Here is a 15,147-nt window from a genome sequence, read left to right as displayed (position 1 = left end):
TACCGTCCGGTAGCCGGTCAGGCGGCCAGCGTCACAGTCCGGGACGCGTGGGTGAGAATGGCGAGGTGAGCGATCTCGAGCACCTGGACGTCCTCGTCGTCGGAGCCGGCCTCTCCGGCATCGGCGCGGGCTACCGTCTGTCGACCATGAGCCCCTCGCGCACCTGGGCGATCCTCGAGGCGCGGGACTCCCTGGGCGGCACCTGGGACCTCTTCCGCTACCCCGGCGTCCGATCCGACTCCGACATGATGACGCTCGGCTTCCCGTTCGAGCCGTGGACCGACCCCGACGCGATCGCCGACGGGCCGAAGATCCTCGACTACCTGCGCCGGACCGCGGAGAAGCACGGCATCGCCGATCGGATCCGTCTGGGCCACCAGGTCGTCGCAGCGTCCTGGTCGAGCGAGGAGGCGCGCTGGACGGTCACGGTCGAGCGCGACGGCGCGCGTCAGCAGCTGACGTGCGGGTTCCTCTACCTCTGCAGCGGCTACTACGACTACGAGCGGCCGCACGACCCGCAGCTGCCCGGCCTCGAGTCCTTCCAGGGACAGGTCGTGCACCCGCAGTTCTGGCCCGACGACCTCGACGTCACGGGTCGCAAGGTCGTCGTCATCGGATCGGGAGCCACGGCCGTGACCCTCGTGCCCTCGCTCGCCGAGGCCGGTGCCGACGTGACGATGCTCCAGCGCACGCCGACGTGGATCGCGTCGCTGCCGCGCCAGGACCGGGTCCGCGACGTCATGCAGAAGGTCCTGCCCGCGCGAGCTGCCGGCACCGCGGCGCGCTACAAGAACGTCCTCGGCACGATGGGCGTCTACGAGCTGAGCCGCCGTCGCCCCGCGGTCATGAAGTCCTTGCTGTCCAAGGGTGCCGCGAAGTCGCTGGGCTCGACGGACCTCGTCGCCGACCACTTCACCCCCACCTACGACCCCTGGGACCAGCGCCTCTGCGTCGTCCCCGACGGTGACCTCTTCGAGGCCGTGCGCAGTGGACGGGCCCACGTCGTCACCGGCACGATCGAGACGTTCGAGCCATACGGCATACGCCTCCACTCGGGGCGCGAGCTCGATGCCGACATCGTCGTGACGGCAACCGGGCTCCGGATCAGGCTCGCCGGCGGCATCGCCATCACGGTCGACGGGCAGGCCCGGGCGACCGGTGACCTCACGGTGTATCGCGGGCTCATGTTCGCCGGAGTGCCGAACCTCGCGGTGTGCGTCGGCTACGTCAACGCCTCGTGGACGCTGCGCGCCGACCTCGCGAGCCGCTACGTGTGCCGGCTGCTGGGCCACATGGAGCAGAACGCGTGGCGGGTGGCCACGCCGCACGCTCCGGAGGGAATGGCGGGCCAGCCACTGCTGCCGCTCGCGTCGGGCTATGTCCGGCGCGCCGAGGACGATCTGCCCCAGCAGGGGGACGCCGCACCCTGGCTGATGCGCCAGAACTACTTGCTCGACCGGCGCGACATGCTCCGCAGCGACGTCACGGAGTCCATGGCCTTCGCGCGCTGAGGCGCCTTGTCCCGCAAGCGAACCCGGCTGTCCATAGACGTGGATGAGCCCTATCCTTCCACTCGTTCATATGTTCTAATTGAAGGACTGGGGTGGTGTTCGTCCGAGGGGTGAGGGGGCCGGTGTGACGCCGTTTGTCAGCTCACCGCGCGTCGCGGCCCCACCGCTGGACGACGGCTACACCAAGGCCCATCTCCAGATTGACCTCACGATCGAGGGCGACCACCTCCTGCGTGAGATCGAGGCGCTCGAGGTCGAGAAGGCGAAGGTCGAGGCGGACCTCATCGACGCGTACGCCGCCCTCCACTCCGTCGAGACCCAACAGGTCGCGGCCGCGTCGGTCCACGTCTCGACCGACCGCATCGTGGCGGACGAGATCGCCCTTGCGACCGGGGTCGGCGCTGGCGAGGTGGCAAGGCGTCTCGACCTCGCCACGGCGCCGCGCCGGCATCGAGTCATCCGTCAGGCGATGCGTGACGGAGAGCTGTCGTTGCATCGCGCCCTCCAGGTGGTCTCGGAGACGGCGCAGCTTCCCGACGCCGATGTCGCGACGGTCGAGGCCGCGGTCCTGGCACCCAGCCGTGACGGTCAGCCGGTGCCCCAACGCACGTTCGTCACGCGCCTGCGCCGGGCGATCGCGTCCGTCGACCAGCGGGGCTCGGATGAGCGGCGTGACCATGCGCGGAGCCGACGCGGGGTCTTCGGACGCCAGACCGGGGACGGGATGGGTTCGTTGACCCTGGTGGGTTCCGGTGATGTCATCGCGGCCGTCCTCGACCGTCTTGACGCCGCGGCTCGTGAGCGGCGCAGCGCCGGTGACCCCCGCTCCCTGGACCAGCTCCGATCCGACCTCGCAGCCCATGCGCTGCTCCACGGACCCCTCGACGCCGCCACGGCTGCGGCCGGCGCCGGCGCACCCGCCATGGCGTGGCTGGTCGTCCCGTTCGAGGTGGCCGTCGGCACGAGCGACGCGGCCTGTGAGCTGCCCGGACACGGCTGGGTGACCGCACGGCACGCCCGCGAGATCATGACGCGTGCCGGCTCCGTGTGGCGCACGCTGCCGGTCGACATCCGGACCGGCCGCGCCCTGAGCGCTCCGAGTGCCTCCTATCGACCCACACGCGAGATGGTCGAGCACGTGCGCGCCGTCGACGGGGTGTGCCGGGGTCCCGGCTGTGAAGTGCTCGCCCGTCGCTGCGACCTCGACCATGAGACTCCTTGGCCGTCGGGGCCGACGGCCATTGGCAACCTGCACGCCAAGGAGCGCTTCCACCACAACCTCAAGACCGCCGGCATCTGGCGGTCCGAGCCTGTCGACGACGACGGACTCGAGTGGACCACGACGGCCGGTCGCCGCTATGTCACCAGACCGAAGGACTGGCGTGCCGGCCTGCGCGAGCCCCGCCCCGTCGGTGCCGACGATCCGGACCCACCGCCCTTCTGACCGACGACCGGCGACCGACCCAGTCCGGGCCTCGGGCGTTTCGTCCAGCGGTGGCTCGCCCGTGCTCATCGGGCGTGAAGTGGGTACGAGCGGGACATGAGCGAATCGAACACACCTTCGAGCGACGACGTCATCGGTGCCACCAACCCCGCGAGTGCGGGACCCGGCGGAGACTCCGCGGTCAAGGACCCCGAGGACTGGGTGACCGGCGACGAGGCGATGACCGGCGCGCAGCGCAGCTACCTCGAGACCCTGGCCCGCGAGGCCGGGGAAACCCTGCCGGGCGACCTCACCAAGGCCCAGGCCTCAGAGCACATCGACCGCCTCCAGCAGGTGACGGGTCGAGGCTCCGACAGTGCCGACAGCGGCACCGGCCCCATCGGCGCGGACGGCAACGTCGGCCGGATCGAGGGTCACGGCAGCCAGATCTGAGTTCCCGTGGGGCGTGACCGGGCCGATCAGACGATCTCGACGCGGTCCGAGATGAGTCCGTCCGCCGCGAGCTCACGCAGCTGCGCGACGGCCCGGTCGTGGACCGCCCACGGGTCGATCGTGTTGACGTAGATCTGCGTCCCACCCTCGAAGCCGGCCAGGGTCGAGATGCGCCACTTGAGCACGGCCCGCAACGGCATCGGGACATCGACGGACGGCGGCCGGTGGTGCCACTCCTCGTTCGAGGGGATGTGCACCCCGGTCGCTGCGTGGCAGGCGTGGACGAGGTCGGAGAAGCCGCGCACCTGGTCCTCGGTCAGCTCCCACGGGCACCCCTCACCGTCAGTGACGTGCACGACGAGCGCCGGGTAGCGGTGCCCGACGCCGGCGAATGCCACCGCGTGCTCGGTGCGGGCGACGACGAGGCCCTGCGTGGCGGCATACTCCGCGCCCCAGCGGGCGAACAGGTCGGGCTCGGCGCGGAGGCGCTCGACCTCCCGCTCCTTCTGGGCCCCGAGCTCGTCGATCGCGACGACCTGCTTGTGCAGGTGGTTGAACGACGCACCGGCCGGCTCCAGCCAGTTCTGGAAGACCGACACGTACCGTGCGCACTCGTTGTCGCGGTAGAGGTCGTGCATGGCCCGGATCGTGAACTCCATGTATTTGCAGTGCTCCTCGGGTGTCAGCGTGCCCGAACCGGCGAGCTGCGAGTCGTCCGTGGCGTCGTCGACGTAGTGCCGCCGGGCGATGACCACCTGGTGGTTGCCCGCGAAGAGGCCGACCGCCTCGCGCTCGAGGTCGTCCTCGGCGAGCGGTTCGGCGTCCGCCCCCGCGGTGCCGCGCGCCCGCATCCGGATGCGCGCAAGGGCGGTGACGTGCTCGCGTCCAGCCGGGGTCGAGAGGTATGCCGTGCGCCGGGCTCGGGACTCGGCCGTGGGCTCCCAGCCGTGGGCCAGGTGCCAGTAGTCGTAGCTGAGGATCTCGAAGAGGTTGGGGATGAGGCGGAACTGGGCGTCGGTCCTGCCGAGGTCCTCGGCGAGCACGCCGCGCAGGTCGTCCCAACGACCGTCCCCATGGACGAGGCGGGCGATCTCTGGGGTCGTCTCGAGCATGCGACCCCAGCAGAAGGCGCAGTGGCGGTCGTGGTCGTCGGGGTCGATCGGCAGGGGGTGGTGGCCGGGCAGCCCCGTGGGCCTCGCCCCCCGCCCGGGCAGGGTCCACACCTTCGTGCCCGTGATCGGGTTCACCTGCTTGATGGTCCCGTCGGGCAGGCGGGTCAGCGGCTCGATCACCTCTTCAGACTAGGTGGCGCGGATGGTCGGCGCAGGCAGGTGACGGCTTGGGCTAGCGTCGATCCGTGGCCGCCGACGACGCACGACACCAGACCAGCAGCGCGCCCTACCGGGACCCGTCACGGCCCGTGGCGGAGCGCCTCGACGACCTGCTCGGCCGGATGACCCTCGCCGAGAAGGTCGGCCAGATGCTCCAGCTCGACGCGCGGGGCGACCTCGACCACATCGTCGGCACCAAGCTCGCCGGTTCGATCCTCCACGCCTCGCCCGAACGGATGATCGAGGCCATCGCGCTGGCCGGGCAGACCCGCCTCGGCATCCCCCTGCTCACTGCCGACGACTGCATCCACGGCCACTCGTTCTGGCCGGGAGCGACGATCTTCCCGACCCAGCTCGCCATGGCCTGCTCGTGGGACCCCGGTCTCGTGGAGCGTGCCGCGCGTGCCACCGCGGTCGAGGTCTCGGCGACCGGCATCCACTGGACCTTCTCGCCGGTGCTCTGCATCACCCGCGACCTGCGCTGGGGACGGGTCGGCGAGACCTTCGGCGAGGACCCGCACCTCATCGGCGAGCTCGGCGCCGCGATGATCCGCGGCTACCAGGGTGACGGACTCGACGACCCCACAGCGGTGCTCGCGTGTGCCAAGCACTTCGCCGGCTACTCCGAGACCCAGGGAGGACGCGACGCCAGCGAGGCCGACCTCAGCCGGCGCAAGCTCACGTCGTGGTTCCTGCCGCCGTTCGAGCGCGCGGTCCGGGAGGGCTGCCGCACGTTCATGCTCGGCTATCAGGCCATCGACGGCGTCCCCGTCACGGCGAACGGCTGGCTGCTCGACGAGGTGCTCAAGGGGGAGTGGGGCTTCACCGGCACGCTCGTCACCGACTGGGACAACGTCGGCCGGATGGTCTGGGAGCAGCAGGTGTGCGCCGACGACGTCGAGGCCGCGACCGTGGCGGTCCGCGCCGGCAACGACCTCGTCATGACGACGCCCGCCTTCTTCGAGGCCGCGCAGGAGGCCGTCACCCGCGGCCTGCTCGACGAACGCCACGTCGACGAGGCCGCGCGTCGCGTCCTGCGGCTCAAGCTCGAGCTCGGCCTCTTCGAGCACCCCCGCCCGCCGGACGCCGAGCGCCAGCACCTCGTCATCGGCTGCGCCGAGCACGCGGCGCTCAATCTCGAGGTCGCCCGGCGCTCGCTCGTGCTCCTCACCAACGACGGCACGCTGCCGTATGCCGTGAGCGACCTCCCGCGCACGGTGGCCGTCCTCGGACCCAACGCCGACGACCCCCAGGCCAATCTCGGGGACTGGGCCGGTGCGTCCGGCCAGGTCGACTGGATGCCAGACGGCCACCCCCGCGAGACCGTCGAGACCGTCCTGGACGGCTTCCGGTCGGTCGTGCCCGCAACCTGGTCCGTCACCCACGCCCGCGGCGCCGAGATCGAGATCCTCGTTCCCGACCCCGAGGGCCCGCTCTTCCCCGACGGACAGCCCCGCCCTCCCGTCTCCGTGGCGGCCCCCACCGACCCTGACCAGCTGGACGAGGCAGTCGCAGCAGCCCGCGCCGCGGACCTTGCCGTCGTCGTCCTCGGCGACACGATCGCCCTGACGGGAGAAGGCTGCTCGACGGCGACCCTCGACCTGCAGGGCGGCCAGGTGGCCCTGCTCGACGCGTTGGTCGACGCGCTCGACGGCACCGGCACCCCGGTCGTCGTCGTGCTGCTGCACTCCAAGCCCAACGTCCTGCCGCCCAGCGCGCTGCGCGCAGCGGCGGTCATCGAGGCCTTCAGCCCCGGCATGCGCGGCGGCCGCGCCATCGCCGAGTTCGTCCTCGGCCACATCGAGCCGATGGGACGCCTGCCCCTCTCGGTCCCGCGGCACGTCGGCCAGCAACCGACCTACTACAACCAGGTCCGCGGCCAGCACGGCCACCGCTATGCCGACCTGACGCAGGAGCCGCAGTTCGTCTTCGGCGAGGGGATGACCTACACGACCGTCGAGTGGTCCGACCTGAGCCTCGAGGCGAGCGACCTCTCGCCCGACGACGTCGTGGCCGCCCAGGTCACCCTGACCAACACCGGCGAGCGGACGGCATACGAAGTCGTGCAGGCCTACGTCACCGATGTCGTCTCGAGCGTCACGTGGGCGGCCAAGGAGCTCAAGGCGTTCCGCCGCGTGACGGTGCCAGCGGGGGAGTCGGTCACGACGCGCGTCGAGGTCCCGGCCGCGGCCTGCTCCATCGTCGACGCCGCGGGCCGCCGGGTCGTCGAGCCGGGGGAGTTCGAGCTCGCCGTCGGCCCGAGCTCGCGCGACGCCGACCTGATGCGTGTGACCTTCACCATCACCCCGGAGGCCGCCTCCTGACTAGGGTCGTGGCATGAGAGCAGCGCGCATCACGAGCCTCGAAGGACCCGCCGCCGTCACCGTCGAGGACGCGCCCGAGCCCACCCTCGAAGCCGGCGACGTCCTCGTCGACGTGCACGAGGCCGGGGTGAGCTTCCCGGACGTGCTCATGAGCCGCGGGCTCTACCAGATGCGCCCGAACCTGCCGTTCGTGCCGGGCGCGGAGTGCGCCGGCGTCGTGCGGGAGGCCGGCGAGGGCACCGGGTTCGGCCCGGGCGACCGCGTCGCAGCCTTTCCCGTCCTCGGCGCCTTCGCCGAGACGGTCGCCGTGCCCGCGGCCATGGTCTTCCCGCTGCCCGACGACGTGTCGTTCGAGGTCGGCGCCGCCCTGCCGATGAACTACCTCACCGTCCACTTCGCCCTGACCCGCCGCGGCCAGCTCGAGCGCGGCGAGGACGTCCTCGTCCACGGCGCCGCCGGCGGCATCGGCACGGCGGCCATCCAGCTGGCCCGCGCCATGGACGCCCGTGTCATCGCCGTCGTCTCGTCCGAGGACAAGATCGAGACGGCCCGGGCCGCCGGGGCCCACCACATCCTGCTCGCCGACGGCTTCCTCGAGGGCGTCAAGGAGCTCACGCAGGGCCGCGGCGTCGACGTCGTCGTCGACCCGGTCGGCGGCGACCGCTTCACGGACAGCCTGCGAAGCCTCGCCCCTGAGGGCCGTCTGCTCGTCATCGGTTTCACCGCCGGGCAGATCCCCGAGGTCAAGGTCAACCGGCTGCTCCTCAACAACCTCAGCGTCATCGGCGTCGGCTGGGGCGCCTTCTGGACGCCGGACCCCAGCTACCTCCGCACCCAGTGGGAGGCGATCCTGCCGCTCCTGGAGTCCGGCCAGCTCGCGCCGCCCATCGGCACGCGTCACCCGCTCGACGACGTCGCTGGTGCCCTCGCCGAGATCGACGAGCGCCGCGCGCACGGCAAGGTGACCCTGACCATCCGCCAGTAGGTTGGGGCGTATGCCGTCCCGCCCGCTCCGTGCCCGCAGGTCCACCCGCTCCGCTGCCCCCACGGCCCCTCGCCGCGTCCTCGTCACCGGCGGTGCCTCCGGTCTGGGTCTCGCCCTGGTGCGCGCCCTGGTCGCACGCGGTGACCACGTGCTCGCGACCGACCTGCAGACCGACCGGCCCGACGCGCTGCCCGAGGGGGCGGCATACCTCCCGCTCGACGTGCGCAGCGACGACGCATGGGACGCGGCGCTGAACCATGTGCGCGAGACGTGGGGCGGCCTCGACCTGCTCGTCAACAACGCCGGCGTCGCCGCAGGCGGACGCATCGACGTCGCGACGATGGACGAGTGGCGATGGATCGTCGACATCAACCTGCTCGGCGTCGTCCGCGGCTGCCGCACGTTCACGCCGCTGTTCAAGGAGCAGCGCCGCGGCCACGTCGTCAACACCGCCTCGCTCGCCGGGCTCGTGCACGCGCCCGGCATGGCCGCCTACAACACCGTCAAGGCGGGCGTCGTCGCCCTGAGCGAGACGCTCTCGCACGAGCTGGCACCGCACGGCATCGACGTGTCGGTCGTCTGTCCGTCGTTCTTCCGGACCAACCTCGGGGCGTCGTTCCAGGGCGCCGACACCGAGATGGAGGCCGCCGGCAAGAAGATGGTGAGCGGCTCGAAGCGTTCGGCCGAGCAGGTCGCCGCCATCGTCGTGCGCGGCATCGACGCCCGACGCGACGTCATCCTCACTGACCGCGACGGCCAGATCGCTTGGCGCGCCAAGCGTTTCGCGCGACCGGCCTACACCGCCGTCATGAAGGGGGCTGCCAAGCGAGTCGCCGCCGGCCGTTAGGGGAGGTGGGCCAGGGTGCAGTCGTCGAGCCAACGGCCGTCCCGGCCCAGGACGGCGGCGCGCTCGGTGGCTTCGAGCCGGAACCCGTTCCGCGCCAGCACCCGGACCGACGCGACGTTGTCCGCGAAGGTCTTGGCGACGATCCTGCGCACGCCGGCCCCGTGGAGTGCCGGCACCAGCAGGGAGACGGCGGCGGACGCGACTCCCCGGTTCCACGAGTCCGGGTCGACGGTGTAGCCGAGGTAGAAGTCCCAGTCGCTCGGCTTCGGTCCCAGCGACTCGGGCCAGTAGCGGCGGCCACCGATGTCCCCGACCACCCGGTCGTCGAGGAGCACCGCGCACAGCAGTGAGTCCGGCTCGGCGGTGCGGTCGGAGATGAGAGTGCGGGCCTGCTCGATGGTGTTGACGGTGCGGCTGACGTAGGCCTGGCACTCGGGCCGGCGCTTGTAGCCCAAGAAGGCAGGCGCGTCGGCGGGGGCGGCCGGGCGCACGGTGATGCGCCCGTCGGTCAGCGGCCAGGGCAGCTCCATACCGACTGGACCCTAGCGGCTGCGTCCCCCGTCCGGTCGGGGACGCTTGCGGCCGAAAACGGGAGGCGCGCTGTCCGTGGTCATCTGTAGCGTTCAGGGATTGTGACGGTGACCAGGGTGGGGTACGACGACGCAAGGGGAACGACGCCGGAGGGGTCTCCTCGGGCTGGGGGTGTGCCGCAGGGCCGGGTCCCCGTCGACTGGCGTCGGGTCCGTCGCCCGCTCACGGTCGTGTGCTTCACGATGTCGCTCTTCGGCGCCGTCGCGGCGTCGCTCGGGTCGATGGTCGCCGGCCGGCTCGCCGAGCACGCGACCTCGACCCTGGTCGTGCTGCTGGCCGTGTGCGTCGTCGGCGGTGCCGTCATCGACACGGTCGCCAAGACCATCTGGGCGACGGTGTGCGACCGCGCCGAGGGCACGCTGCGCGCGGACCTGCTCGACGCCGCGATGGCCCAGCCACTCTCCGAGCTGTCCGAGCAGGCCGTCGGCGAGGTGCTCGACCGCATCGACGACGACACCTGGGAGGTCGGGCAGCTGATGCGCTGGGGCGTGTGGCAGGCCGTGCGCACCCTGCTCGCCTCGGGGCCGCTCTGGGTGGTCGCGACGCTCGCCTGGTGGCCTGCCGCCGTCCTCTTCCCGCTGACGGGTTTCGCGACGTACTGGGTCGTGCGCCGGCTGCTGCCACAGGTCGCCGAGCGCAAGGTCATCGAGGAAGCGGCGTGGACCGACCATGCGGCATCCACCGAGGAGGGGGTCGCCGCCCGCGACGACCTGCGCACCGCGCTGGGACAGGCGCACGTGCTGCGCCGCAACGCCCGGATGGCCGCCCGGGTCCATGCGGCACTCGACCGGGTCCTCCGGGTCGAAGCAAAGATCACGCGCCGCAGCGGCGGCCTGCTGCACGGCGCCCTGGCAGCCGTGGCCGTCGTCGGCACCGCTCTCGTGCTCGCCGACGACATGTCCACCGCCCGGCTCGTCACCCTCTTCCTCGTCACGACGATGTTCGTCGGCGGCGTGGACATGCTGGCGCGCCACCTGCCCGACCTGCAGGAGGGCTTCGGCGCCGTCCTGCGGCTACGCGCCATGCTGGGCGCCCCGGCGGAGCCGATAGGCGGTCTGCCACTGCCCGACGGGCCACTCGACGTGGAGTTCCGCAACCTCGAGTTCGGCTACGGCACCGGCACCTTCGCCCTCCGCGACGTCAACCTCGTCGTCCCGGCGGGACACACCTGCGCACTCGTCGGCCGCACCGGGTCCGGCAAGTCCACGCTCGCCTCGCTGCTGTCCCGGGCCGTCGAGCCGGGCCCCGGCACGGTGTTGTTGGGAGGCACCGACGTGCGCGACCTCGACCTGCAGCAGCTGCGGGCCGCGGTCGGGGTGGTCACCCAGCGCACCGAGGTGATCGCCGGCACCCTCGCCGAGAACATGACGCTCTTCGGTGACGTGCCCCGAGCCCGGGTGGAGGCCGCAGTCGCCGAGCTCGGTCTCACCGAGTGGGTGGCCGGGCTGCCAGACGGTCTGGACACGATGCTCGGCCCGGGCGGCACGACGCTCTCGGCGGGCGAGGAGCAGCTCGTGGCGTTCGCCCGGCTGCTCGTGCGCGACGTGCGAGTCGTGGTGCTCGACGAGGCCACGGCCCGCATGGACCCGGTCACCGAGGCTCGGGTGGTCCGGGCTGCGGACCGGCTCATCTCGGGGCGCACGGGCATCCTCGTCGCACATCGCCTGTCGACGACCGAACGGGCCGAGCAGGTGGCCGTCCTCGAGTCGGGTCGCGTCGTCCAGCAGGGTCCACGCGGTCGGCTGGCGGTGGCGGACGGGCCGTTTCGCCGGCTGCTCGAGGCTGCCGCTCACGAGGTCGCCGTGGAGGAGCACCACCACGACGACGCCGCCATCGGCTCGGTGCGTCGCAGCACCACCCCGCCGCCGCCGCCCACCCTGGCGCCGAGCCCGGGCCTCGCTCGGCAGGTCCTCCACACCGTCCGCATCCAGCCCCAGTGGGGCCTGGTCGGGGCCTCCCTCTTCCTCGTCGCCTCGCTGACCGGCGCCTTTGGCGCCCTCACCGGCTGGATCTGGGGCCTCGTGGTCACTGACCTGCAGGCCGGGCAGAACCCGGGCTGGCTGACCGCGGCCCTGGTGGCCTCGCTCGTCATCGGCCCGCTCCTGCTGTCGCAGGCGTTCCGGTCCTATCCGCACTGGTGGGTCGAGGTGCGGCTCAGGGTGCGCGCGGCGGTGCTCGCCGGCCAGACCGCGCAGCGCCGACTCGTGCGCACCCCGCCCGGCGAGGTGCTGGCTCGCACCATGGATGCCGACCGCCTGGCCCGCTACACCGACCGGTGGGTCGACTTCACCAACGGCCTCGTCGTCGCCTCGGTGACGGCACTGATCGCCGGGACGTGGCTGGCGGGCGCGGTGCTCCTCGTGGTGATGGTCACCTCGGCGTTGGCGTCGACCCTCGGCCGGCCGGTGGCGGGGCGTTCAGCAGCCGCAGCCTCGACGGCACGGGCCGACTTCGGGCGGTCGTTGGTCTCGGCACTCGAGTCGATCCGCACGGTCAAGCTGGCAGCGGCCACCCCGCAGGTGCACGAGCACCTGCGTCAGGTCGACGGAGGCCGCGTCGATGCGGCGGTTCGTGAGCACCGGGTCCAGGCCCTGCTCGACGGCGTGCCGGTGGTCATGGTCCAGTGCGGTGTCGTCGCCGCCTGGGCGGGCTTCCTCCATGGCACGTGGCCCCTCGCCATCACCCTGCTCGTCGCCAATGCCGTCAGTGGCTTCGACTGGTTCGGCCGGGTCGCCGGCTCGGTCGTGACCGAGGCGCCCGGCGTGCGCGCCTGGATGAATGCCACGAGCGAGCTCGCCGGTGGTGGCGACCTGATGGACCTGCCGCCGGGCATGGACCTCGTGCACGGCACCGCAGACGAACCGCAGCCAGGGCTGCGTGAGCCCCTGCGAAGCCTCAGCCTGCGAGGCCTGTCCGCGGTCCACGACGACGGCACCATCGGCGTGCAGGACGTCGACCTCACCGTCCGGGCAGGCGAGCTGGTGCTCCTGCTGGGCCAGGTCGGCTCCGGCAAGTCCAGTCTGCTCTCGTCGCTGGCCGGGCTGACCTCCCACACCGGGGAGGTGCTCTGGAACGGACGGGTCCTGGCCGAGCCGGAGGTCGAGCTGCGTCCTGGCCGGGTCTCCCACATCGCCCAGGTGCCGCGAGTGTTGTCCGGGACCTTCACCGGCAACATCGCCCTCGACCACGCCGACCGGCGGGTCGAGCCAGCCCTAGTGACGGCTCGCATGGAGCGGGACGTCGCCGAGGCCGGCGGTCCCGAAGCGCTCGTCGGCCACCGCGGGGTCCGGCTGTCCGGCGGACAGGTCCAGCGCCTGGCCCTCGCCCGAGCTCTGGCCTGCGAGGCCGACCTGCTGCTGGCCGACGACGTGTCCTCGGCGCTCGATGCCGCGACCGAGATCGAGCTCTGGGCGGCACTGCGGTCGGGTGGGGCGACCGTCATCGGCGCGACGAGCAAGGCGGCCGCGCTGGCGCAGGCCGACCGCGTCGTCATCCTCGAGCGGGGCCGGGTCGTCGAGACCGCACCGTGGCGCGAGCTGTCCCAGAGGTGGGCCCACCTCGCCGGGTGACGAGCCCGGGAGGTGGGCGCCCACCCCTTCCACGGCCTAGGCTGGAGCATGGATCCGTCCTGGCTCGGGGGTTGAGGAGGAGCGATCTGATGGCTGCGCAGTCATCCGATGACGAGCGCCAGTGGGCCGCTGAGAAACGCGATTTCGTCGGTGACCGTCGTGATGCGCTGGCCGACGAGCGGGACCGGGTTGCCGACCTGCGAGACATGCTGGCCGACGCGCGAGAACACACCCTGGCCGGACGGGAACGAGAGCTGGGAGCCCGGGAAGCGCAGCTCGGCGTACCCCGCGGCGGCAAGGGAGCCGCGCAGCATGCCGACTCGCTGGTTGCTCGGGACCAGGCGCGACAGCAGCGTGAGCAGTCAGCGGCCGACCGCGTCGACGCCACCAGGGCTCGCGAGGAGGCGACCCGGCGACGGGTGGAGGCCGCGCCGAGCACGCACCTGGCCTTGGCGTTCGCCGCCATCGCGGAGAACCTGTTCGCTGCGGACTCCTACGACGCTGTCCTCCAGCGCATCGCGGAGGCTGCGGTGAGCACCGTCGCACAATGTGAGATGGCAAGCGTCACCCTCAGGGAGCACGGGGTGTATCGCACGGCCTCGACCACGGACGTGGCGGCGTCAGCTGTCGACGAGGCCCAGTACGAGGCTCGAGAAGGCCCGTGCCTCGACGCCGTCGACGCCGCAGTCGTCTATGCCAAGTCGTTCCCCGACAACCGCTGGCCCACGCTCGCGTCCCGTCCGGTCGAACTCGGCGCCCGGTCCATCGCCTCCTACCGCCTGGCCGGCGTGGGCCCTGCCAGCGTCGGCCCTGAAGGCTCGCTGAACACGTATGGTCTCAAGCCCGATGCGTTCAGCGACGAGGCGCAGCAGATCGGACTCATCCTGGCCGCACACGCCTCGTTGGCGGCTGGAGCGGTCCGCGAACGCGACGCCCTGCAGGACGTGGCGGACAACCTGTCCAAGGCACTGTTGACCCGAGATGTCATCGGGCAGGCCAAGGGGATCCTCATGGAACGGCTCAAGCTCACCCCGGAGGCCGCCTTCAACGTCTTGCGTCTCGCCTCGAGTGCGCTGGAGGAGAAGCTCCACACCGTGGCCATCGAGTTGGCCGAGACCGGCGACCTCAAAGCCCGCAGACACTCCTGAACTCACGGTCGGGGGGCGCGGCGGAGGTCGACGTCGGCGGGTGTCGACGCCCCCAGGACCTCGGTGAGGCTCGTGTGCACCAGTCTCGCCGCGGCCGCTCCGTCGGTGAACGTGCGGCTGAACTCCGGTTGCCGTCCCTGGCGCTCCCAGCCGAGCGCCGCCAGAGCAGCCTGCTCGTCGCGGCTCAGGTCGGTCACGCCCTCGAACTCCGTGTCGCCGATGCACTCGAGCGCCAGCACGCCCGCCAGCCGGCGCACCTGCACGAAGACGTCGGGCACATGAGTCCGCCCGGTCGACCGGGCGCCCGACCGGCGCCATCCGCGCGGAGCCCGCGTGGCGGCATACGCGCTCGATGCGTGCGACGGCACGTGGACGGTGAAGGTCAGCCAGTCGTCCTCCTCGAGAGCCGCGAGATCGGCCGCGATGCGCGCGGTCCACGCCTCCCACGTCTCGTCCAGCGGCCCGTCGGTCATGCCGAGGCCTCCGGGACCTCCACCACCGCCGTCTCCATGAGAGCGCGCAGGTGGTCCGGAATCGGCGTCGGCCGGCGCGTCGCGGCGTCGATCTCGACGTGCACCCAGTGCCCGAGGGCCTTGATCGCGGGGTCGGGCGCGGCCCCGCGATCCGGGTCGAGGAAGAGACCGAGCTGGTAGGTGACGCTGCTCGTGCCGAGCCGCGCCACCCGGATCCCGACCACGAGGGGCGCCGGGAAGGCGACCTCGGCGTAGAAGGCGCACGACGACTCCGCGACGACGCCCTGCGTCGCGTCGGTCATCGGGTCGATGGTCACGTGCTCGGCCTGCCACCCGTTGATCGCCGAGTCGAACAGCTCGTAGTAGACGGCGTTGTTGAGGTGCCCGTACATGTCGTTGTCGGACCACCGGGTCGTGACCGTGCGGTGGACCGGGAAGTCGGCGAGCGTCAGCTCACGAGGATCAGGCGTGCTCGGCATGCGCCCATCCTGC

The 15,147-nt window shown here is 72.0% G+C and carries 12 protein-coding genes; 8 read left to right on the top strand and 4 right to left on the bottom strand.

What is annotated here, in order from left to right:
* Positions 1–65: 65 nt before the first annotated feature.
* The 3 genes from AC1DIW_RS08305 to AC1DIW_RS08295 all read left to right on the top strand — a co-directional run bounded on the left by AC1DIW_RS08305 (position 66) and on the right by AC1DIW_RS08295 (position 3,387).
* Positions 66–1,511: a flavin-containing monooxygenase gene (locus AC1DIW_RS08305; protein WP_478107326.1), complete on the top strand. Its 1,446-nt coding sequence runs from the start codon at positions 66–68 to the stop codon at positions 1,509–1,511.
* Positions 1,512–1,635: 124 nt separating this feature from the next.
* Entirely contained in the window at positions 1,636–2,955 is a 1,320-nt protein-coding gene (locus tag AC1DIW_RS08300) for an HNH endonuclease signature motif containing protein (protein WP_478107324.1), read from the top strand.
* 96 nt (positions 2,956–3,051) lie between these two features.
* Entirely contained in the window at positions 3,052–3,387 is a 336-nt protein-coding gene (locus AC1DIW_RS08295) for a DUF3072 domain-containing protein (protein WP_478107322.1), read from the top strand.
* Between the two features lie 26 nt (positions 3,388–3,413).
* On the opposite strand, the gene AC1DIW_RS08290 is transcribed toward AC1DIW_RS08295, so the two are convergent.
* A complete protein-coding gene (locus AC1DIW_RS08290) occupies positions 3,414–4,679 on the bottom strand; it encodes a DUF4921 family protein (RefSeq protein ID WP_478107320.1) in 1,266 nt (421 codons plus the stop codon).
* A gap of 65 nt (positions 4,680–4,744) precedes the next feature.
* On the opposite strand from AC1DIW_RS08290, the gene AC1DIW_RS08285 reads away from it, so the two are divergent.
* The 3 genes from AC1DIW_RS08285 to AC1DIW_RS08275 are packed head-to-tail and all read left to right on the top strand — an operon-like array spanning position 4,745 to position 8,874.
* Positions 4,745–7,042 (top strand): exo-beta-d-1,3/1,6-glucosidase, encoded by a 2,298-nt coding sequence (locus tag AC1DIW_RS08285; protein WP_478107318.1) that lies wholly within the window; start codon positions 4,745–4,747, stop codon positions 7,040–7,042.
* Positions 7,043–7,055: 13 nt separating this feature from the next.
* Positions 7,056–8,027: an NADPH:quinone oxidoreductase family protein gene (locus tag AC1DIW_RS08280; protein ID WP_478107316.1), complete on the top strand. Its 972-nt coding sequence runs from the start codon at positions 7,056–7,058 to the stop codon at positions 8,025–8,027.
* 10 nt (positions 8,028–8,037) lie between these two features.
* Positions 8,038–8,874 carry an SDR family NAD(P)-dependent oxidoreductase gene (locus AC1DIW_RS08275; protein ID WP_478107314.1) on the top strand — a complete coding sequence of 279 codons (837 nt, stop codon included), beginning with the start codon at positions 8,038–8,040 and terminating at the stop codon, positions 8,872–8,874.
* Here AC1DIW_RS08275 and AC1DIW_RS08270 read toward each other — a convergent pair.
* Complete coding sequence (locus AC1DIW_RS08270) at positions 8,871–9,404, bottom strand: GNAT family N-acetyltransferase (protein ID WP_478107312.1); 534 nt, start codon at positions 9,402–9,404, stop codon at positions 8,871–8,873. The two genes, AC1DIW_RS08275 and AC1DIW_RS08270, sit on opposite strands and share 4 nt — an antisense overlap.
* Before the next feature lie 174 nt (positions 9,405–9,578).
* Between AC1DIW_RS08270 and AC1DIW_RS08265 the strand changes: the two genes are divergently transcribed.
* Together AC1DIW_RS08265 and AC1DIW_RS08260 are read left to right on the top strand one after the other, a co-directional pair.
* Positions 9,579–13,034: an ATP-binding cassette domain-containing protein gene (locus AC1DIW_RS08265; protein ID WP_478107310.1), complete on the top strand. Its 3,456-nt coding sequence runs from the start codon at positions 9,579–9,581 to the stop codon at positions 13,032–13,034.
* An 89-nt stretch (positions 13,035–13,123) separates the two neighbouring features.
* Positions 13,124–14,182, top strand: a complete 1,059-nt coding sequence (locus AC1DIW_RS08260) for an ANTAR domain-containing protein (protein WP_478107308.1) — start codon at positions 13,124–13,126, stop codon at positions 14,180–14,182.
* Positions 14,183–14,184: 2 nt separating this feature from the next.
* Here the strand turns inward: AC1DIW_RS08260 and AC1DIW_RS08255 are convergent, their stop codons facing one another.
* Positions 14,185–14,655 carry a TY-Chap domain-containing protein gene (locus tag AC1DIW_RS08255; protein ID WP_478107306.1) on the bottom strand — a complete coding sequence of 157 codons (471 nt, stop codon included), beginning with the start codon at positions 14,653–14,655 and terminating at the stop codon, positions 14,185–14,187.
* Positions 14,652–15,134, bottom strand: a complete 483-nt coding sequence (locus tag AC1DIW_RS08250) for an acyl-CoA thioesterase (protein WP_478107304.1) — start codon at positions 15,132–15,134, stop codon at positions 14,652–14,654. The genes AC1DIW_RS08255 and AC1DIW_RS08250 overlap by 4 nt, the downstream gene beginning before the upstream one ends.
* Between the last annotated feature and the right edge of the window lie 13 nt (positions 15,135–15,147).

The organism is Terrabacter sp. 01T434 (assembly GCF_056398545.1).
Note: the sequence above shows the minus strand (reverse complement) of the source record. Positions and strands in the feature narration are given on the sequence as shown.

Bases quoted from the DNA above. Each gene is read 5' to 3' on its own strand.
- AC1DIW_RS08295 (WP_478107322.1), top strand. From the start codon at position 3,052: ATGAGCGAATCGAACACACCTTCGAGCGACGACGTCATCGGTGCCACC.
- AC1DIW_RS08280 (WP_478107316.1), top strand. From the start codon at position 7,056: ATGAGAGCAGCGCGCATCACGAGCCTCGAAGGACCCGCCGCCGTCACC.
- AC1DIW_RS08275 (WP_478107314.1), top strand. From the start codon at position 8,038: ATGCCGTCCCGCCCGCTCCGTGCCCGCAGGTCCACCCGCTCCGCTGCC.
- AC1DIW_RS08270 (WP_478107312.1), bottom strand. From the start codon at position 9,404: ATGGAGCTGCCCTGGCCGCTGACCGACGGGCGCATCACCGTGCGCCCG.
- AC1DIW_RS08260 (WP_478107308.1), top strand. From the start codon at position 13,124: ATGGCTGCGCAGTCATCCGATGACGAGCGCCAGTGGGCCGCTGAGAAA.
- AC1DIW_RS08255 (WP_478107306.1), bottom strand. From the start codon at position 14,655: ATGACCGACGGGCCGCTGGACGAGACGTGGGAGGCGTGGACCGCGCGC.
- AC1DIW_RS08250 (WP_478107304.1), bottom strand. From the start codon at position 15,134: ATGCCGAGCACGCCTGATCCTCGTGAGCTGACGCTCGCCGACTTCCCG.